Source organism: Gallibacterium genomosp. 2 (genome assembly GCF_000771895.1).
Taxonomy (GTDB): Bacteria; Pseudomonadota; Gammaproteobacteria; order Enterobacterales; family Pasteurellaceae; genus Gallibacterium.
In genome coordinates this window covers 1-4016 of sequence record NZ_JPXY01000078.1, presented here as the reverse complement: position 1 = coordinate 4016, position 4016 = coordinate 1, and the positions used below count along the sequence as shown (strand labels likewise).

At 39.9% G+C, this 4016-nt stretch carries 5 protein-coding genes; all 5 read right to left on the bottom strand.

All coding sequences use genetic code 11. The annotated features are described in order from the left end of the window. Positions 1-224 precede the first annotated feature (224 nt). Entirely contained in the window at positions 225-788 is a 564-nt protein-coding gene (gene ruvC / locus P375_RS11890; protein WP_039137319.1) for a crossover junction endodeoxyribonuclease RuvC, read from the bottom strand. A gap of 52 nt (positions 789-840) precedes the next feature. Further along, a complete protein-coding gene (locus P375_RS11885) occupies positions 841-1584 on the bottom strand; it encodes a YebC/PmpR family DNA-binding transcriptional regulator (protein ID WP_039137317.1) in 744 nt (247 codons plus the stop codon). Positions 1585-1596: 12 nt separating this feature from the next. Further along, a complete protein-coding gene (gene nudB / locus P375_RS11880) occupies positions 1597-2049 on the bottom strand; it encodes a dihydroneopterin triphosphate diphosphatase (RefSeq protein WP_039137315.1) in 453 nt (150 codons plus the stop codon). Positions 2050-2052: 3 nt separating this feature from the next. Further along, complete coding sequence (locus tag P375_RS11875) at positions 2053-2937, bottom strand: DUF3298 domain-containing protein (protein ID WP_039137312.1); 885 nt, start codon at positions 2935-2937, stop codon at positions 2053-2055. Then, on the bottom strand, positions 2912-4016 hold a 1105-nt coding region (locus P375_RS11870), incomplete at its 5' end, for an IS4-like element ISVsa5 family transposase (protein WP_039137310.1). The genes P375_RS11875 and P375_RS11870, both read right to left, overlap by 26 nt.

Sequence of the window (4016 nt, the reverse complement as noted above, 5' to 3'; positions counted from 1 at the left end):
TATTTTGTCCTATATGCCGAAAAATAACTTACGGTTTTTTGTTTTTACTCTTATGCCAACCTTGCCGCCACTGCTTATTTAATCGTTCTCAATGTCAATGACTATCTAAATGAAATGCTATAAAGCATCTTCGTTTAAATACAGTAGATTTCTAACATTTTCTATGGCAAGTCACAAAGTAAAATATTGAATAAAAATTATGAAGATAATAAAAAGACTAAACACTATTTCAATCTAAAACGCCCTCGACTATAACGTGTCTTCAGTAACGCCGTATTGGCGCTTAATGTTGATTGTGTTGTTATCGCTATCTGCAACGAATGCTGCATAGTATGTGCGTGCGTAATTGCAATCGCTAACGCGTCAGCAGCATCTGCTTGTGGAGATGCGGACAAATGCAAAATTTTGGTGACCATATGTTGCACTTGCTTTTTATCCGCCGAACCAATACCAACAACAGTTTGTTTCACTAATCTGGCAGCATATTCAAATACAGGCAAATTTTGATTTGTTGCAGCTACAATCGCCACACCTCTAGCCTGCCCTAACTTTAATGCTGAATCGGCATTCTTTGCCATAAAAACCTGTTCAATAGATAACATATCAGGTTGAAATTGCGTAATAATTTCCGTTACACCACTATAAATCCGTTGCAATCGGGTCGGCAGATCATCCACAGCAGTACGAATCACACCACTGCCTAAATAGGTCAGTTGTTTACCTTGTTGTTTAATCACACCATATCCGGTTAAGCGAGAACCGGGGTCAATACCAAGAATAATTGCCATAACAGAAAAAATAAAAAAATAGGGCGAATTCGCCCTATTTTTAAAAGTTAAATTATTCTAAAGTTGCAGCGACTTCATCGCTCATATCACCATTGTGATAAACGTTCTGAACATCATCACAATCTTCCAACATATCAACTAAACGCATTAATTTTGGTGCAGTTTCCACATCCAATTCTGCAGTAGTTGAAGGGATCATTGTTACTTCAGCTTCATCAATTTTGAAACCAGCCTTTTCCAAAGCATCACGAACAGCCCCCAATCCTTCCCAAGCTGTATAAATTTCAAAACTGCCGTCATCTTGAGGCTGAATATCATCCGCACCAGCCTCAATTGCTGCTTCCATTAACGCATCTTCATCCGCCTCATTAATTAAAATTAAACCTTTACGAGTAAATAAATATGCTACCGAACCATCCGTTCCCAAGTTACCGCCAGATTTAGTAAAAGCGTGACGCACCTCAGAAACAGTACGTTTACGATTGTCCGTTAAGCACTCAACGATAATTGCGGTACCACCTGGGCCATAACCTTCGTAAACAATAGATTCCATATTGGTATCATCGCCGCCACCAGCACCACGTTGAATTGCACGATTAATAGTATCACGAGTCATATTATTGGATAATGCCTTATCCACTGCTGTACGCAAGCGTGGATTTGCTCCTACGTCCGCACCACCTAATTTAGCTGCAGTAACCAACTCACGAATTAATTTAGTAAAAATTTTACCGCGTTGTGCATCTTGTGCCGCTTTGCGGTGTTTAATATTAGCCCATTTACTATGACCAGCCATGAAAAATCCTCTTTAATTTTCAATAGGTTGATGTATTACAAATTTCTCTATCGCTTGCGCGTTGTTCCAAGATTTCGTCATCTTAACTGCCTCGTCTGCTTCAACCCAACGATAAGCCAGATGTTCACTTAATATAACATTCTGCTCTTCATTCAACGGCAAAGTAAACCAATATTCATGACAATGCGTTACATTAGGGGCATAACGTTGCCGAAATTGGGCAAAGATTTCAAAATCAACTTCATAATAACAATCGTTTAATTTAAACGGAAGTTTGGAAATATCCAATTGCAACTCTTCGAATACTTCTCGCTGTGCAGCCTGTAATGGAGTTTCTCCCGGTTCCAAACTGCCTGATACCGATTGCCAAAAATCCTGATCGTCTTTACGTTGCAACATCAAGACACGTTTTGTGGTGCGACAATATACCACAACTAAAACCGATTCAGGGTGTTTATATTTCATCATTTATTCAGAAATAGTCGTTTTAGTGGTATTAAATAAATATTCTGGCTTAACAATATCGATTAACCTTGAATAAGGAATTAACAATTGGATCTCGCCTTCCGCAAAACTGCCCAACATATAAGGAAAATAATCCAATAATAAGCCGTTATAAGCAAATGCAAAATTATTTGTCGGTTCTGCAATCCACCCACTATCTTCTCTTTCCAAAAGGCGTTTCTCCGCTTTTGCCTGATCCGGTTCAGATTCCGCTACAGAAATATATTCAAGATAGGCATCTCTCAGTAATTCGGAAAATTCTTGTTGTTTACCCGGTAACAAAATATCATCCAAATCTAATAATTTTTTTGTTTTTAAATCAAAATTATAAAAACTTGTACCATAAATACCGTGAGCTCCACCGGTAAAGGCATAGTAATAAGTCACAAACATTGCCAATTGGTTATTTTGTGCAAGAAACCGTGGTTTATATTCTAATGAATATCCTACAGGCATCCCCTCATTACTATCAAACAATCGTTCAACATTTGCTATAAATTCCTTTTTCAATTTATCAACGGGCAATTTATCCCATTGTGCCTGCTTTTCTTCAATTTCTCTATCAGAAAGCGTATAACTATCAAATTTTAATAGTGAACGAGCAGCCTTTTGAAAATAAGGATCAATCCAATCAATATTGGTCTTTAATGTATAAAGATCCATCTGATAACAACGTTCCTTTATACATTTCTCAGCCTGTAAAAATGGCTCCGATTGTGCAATAACTACTGGAACAGCTTCCTTATCAACCGGCAATGAACTTACCGCTTCTGCAGCATTACTTTCTTTACAAGAAAACAGCGCTAAGCCCTGAGAGATCCCCTCATAATTTCCCCAAAGCGTAACCATGTGTGAATAAATTTTGAGCTAGTAGGGTTGCAGCCACGAGTAAGTCTTCCCTTGTTATTGTGTAGCCAGAATGCCGCAAAACTTCCATGCCTAAGCGAACTGTTGAGAGTACGTTTCGATTTCTGACTGTGTTAGCCTGGAAGTGCTTGTCCCAACCTTGTTTCTGAGCATGAACGCCCGCAAGCCAACATGTTAGTTGAAGCATCAGGGCGATTAGCAGCATGATATCAAAACGCTCTGAGCTGCTCGTTCGGCTATGGCGTAGGCCTAGTCCGTAGGCAGGACTTTTCAAGTCTCGGAAGGTTTCTTCAATCTGCATTCGCTTCGAATAGATATTAACAAGTTGTTTGGGTGTTCGAATTTCAACAGGTAAGTTAGTTGCTAGAACCCATGGCTCCTTTGCCGACGCTGAGTAGATTTTAGGTGACGGGTGGTGACAATGAGTCCGTGTCGAGCGCTGATTTTTTCGGCCTTTAGAGCGAGATTTATACAATAGAATTTGGCATGAGATTGGATTGCTTTTAGTCAGCCTCTTATAGCCTAAAGTCTTTGAGTGACTAGATGACATATCATGTAAGTTGCTGATAGGTTTCCAGTTTTCCGCTCCTAGGTCTGCATATTGTACTTTTCCTCTTACTCGACTTAACCAGTACCAACCCAGCTTCTCAACGGATTTATACCATGGCACTTTAAAGCCAGCATCACTGACAATGAGCGGTGTGGTGTTACTCGGTAGAATGCTCGCAAGGTCGGCTAGAAATTGGTCATGAGCTTTCTTTGAACATTGCTCTGAAAGCGGGAACGCTTTCTCATAAAGAGTAACAGAACGACCGTGTAGTGCGACTGAAGCTCGCAATACCATAAGTCGTTTTTGCTCACGAATATCAGACCAGTCAACAAGTACAATGGGCATCGTATTGCCCGAACAGATAAAGCTAGCATGCCAACGGTATACAGCGAGTCGCTCTTTGTGGAGGTGACGATTACCTAACAATCGGTCGATTCGTTTGATGTTATGTTTTGTTCTCGCTTTGGTTGGCAGGTTACGGCCAAGTTCGGTAAGAGTGAGAGTTTTACAG

Coding starts and splice junctions, on each gene's coding strand:
- nudB (WP_039137315.1), bottom strand. CDS start 2,049: ATGAAATATAAACACCCTGAATCGGTTTTAGTTGTGGTATATTGTCGC.
- P375_RS11875 (WP_039137312.1), bottom strand. CDS start 2,937: ATGGTTACGCTTTGGGGAAATTATGAGGGGATCTCTCAGGGCTTAGCG.
- ruvC (WP_039137319.1), bottom strand. CDS start 788: ATGGCAATTATTCTTGGTATTGACCCCGGTTCTCGCTTAACCGGATAT.
- P375_RS11885 (WP_039137317.1), bottom strand. CDS start 1,584: ATGGCTGGTCATAGTAAATGGGCTAATATTAAACACCGCAAAGCGGCA.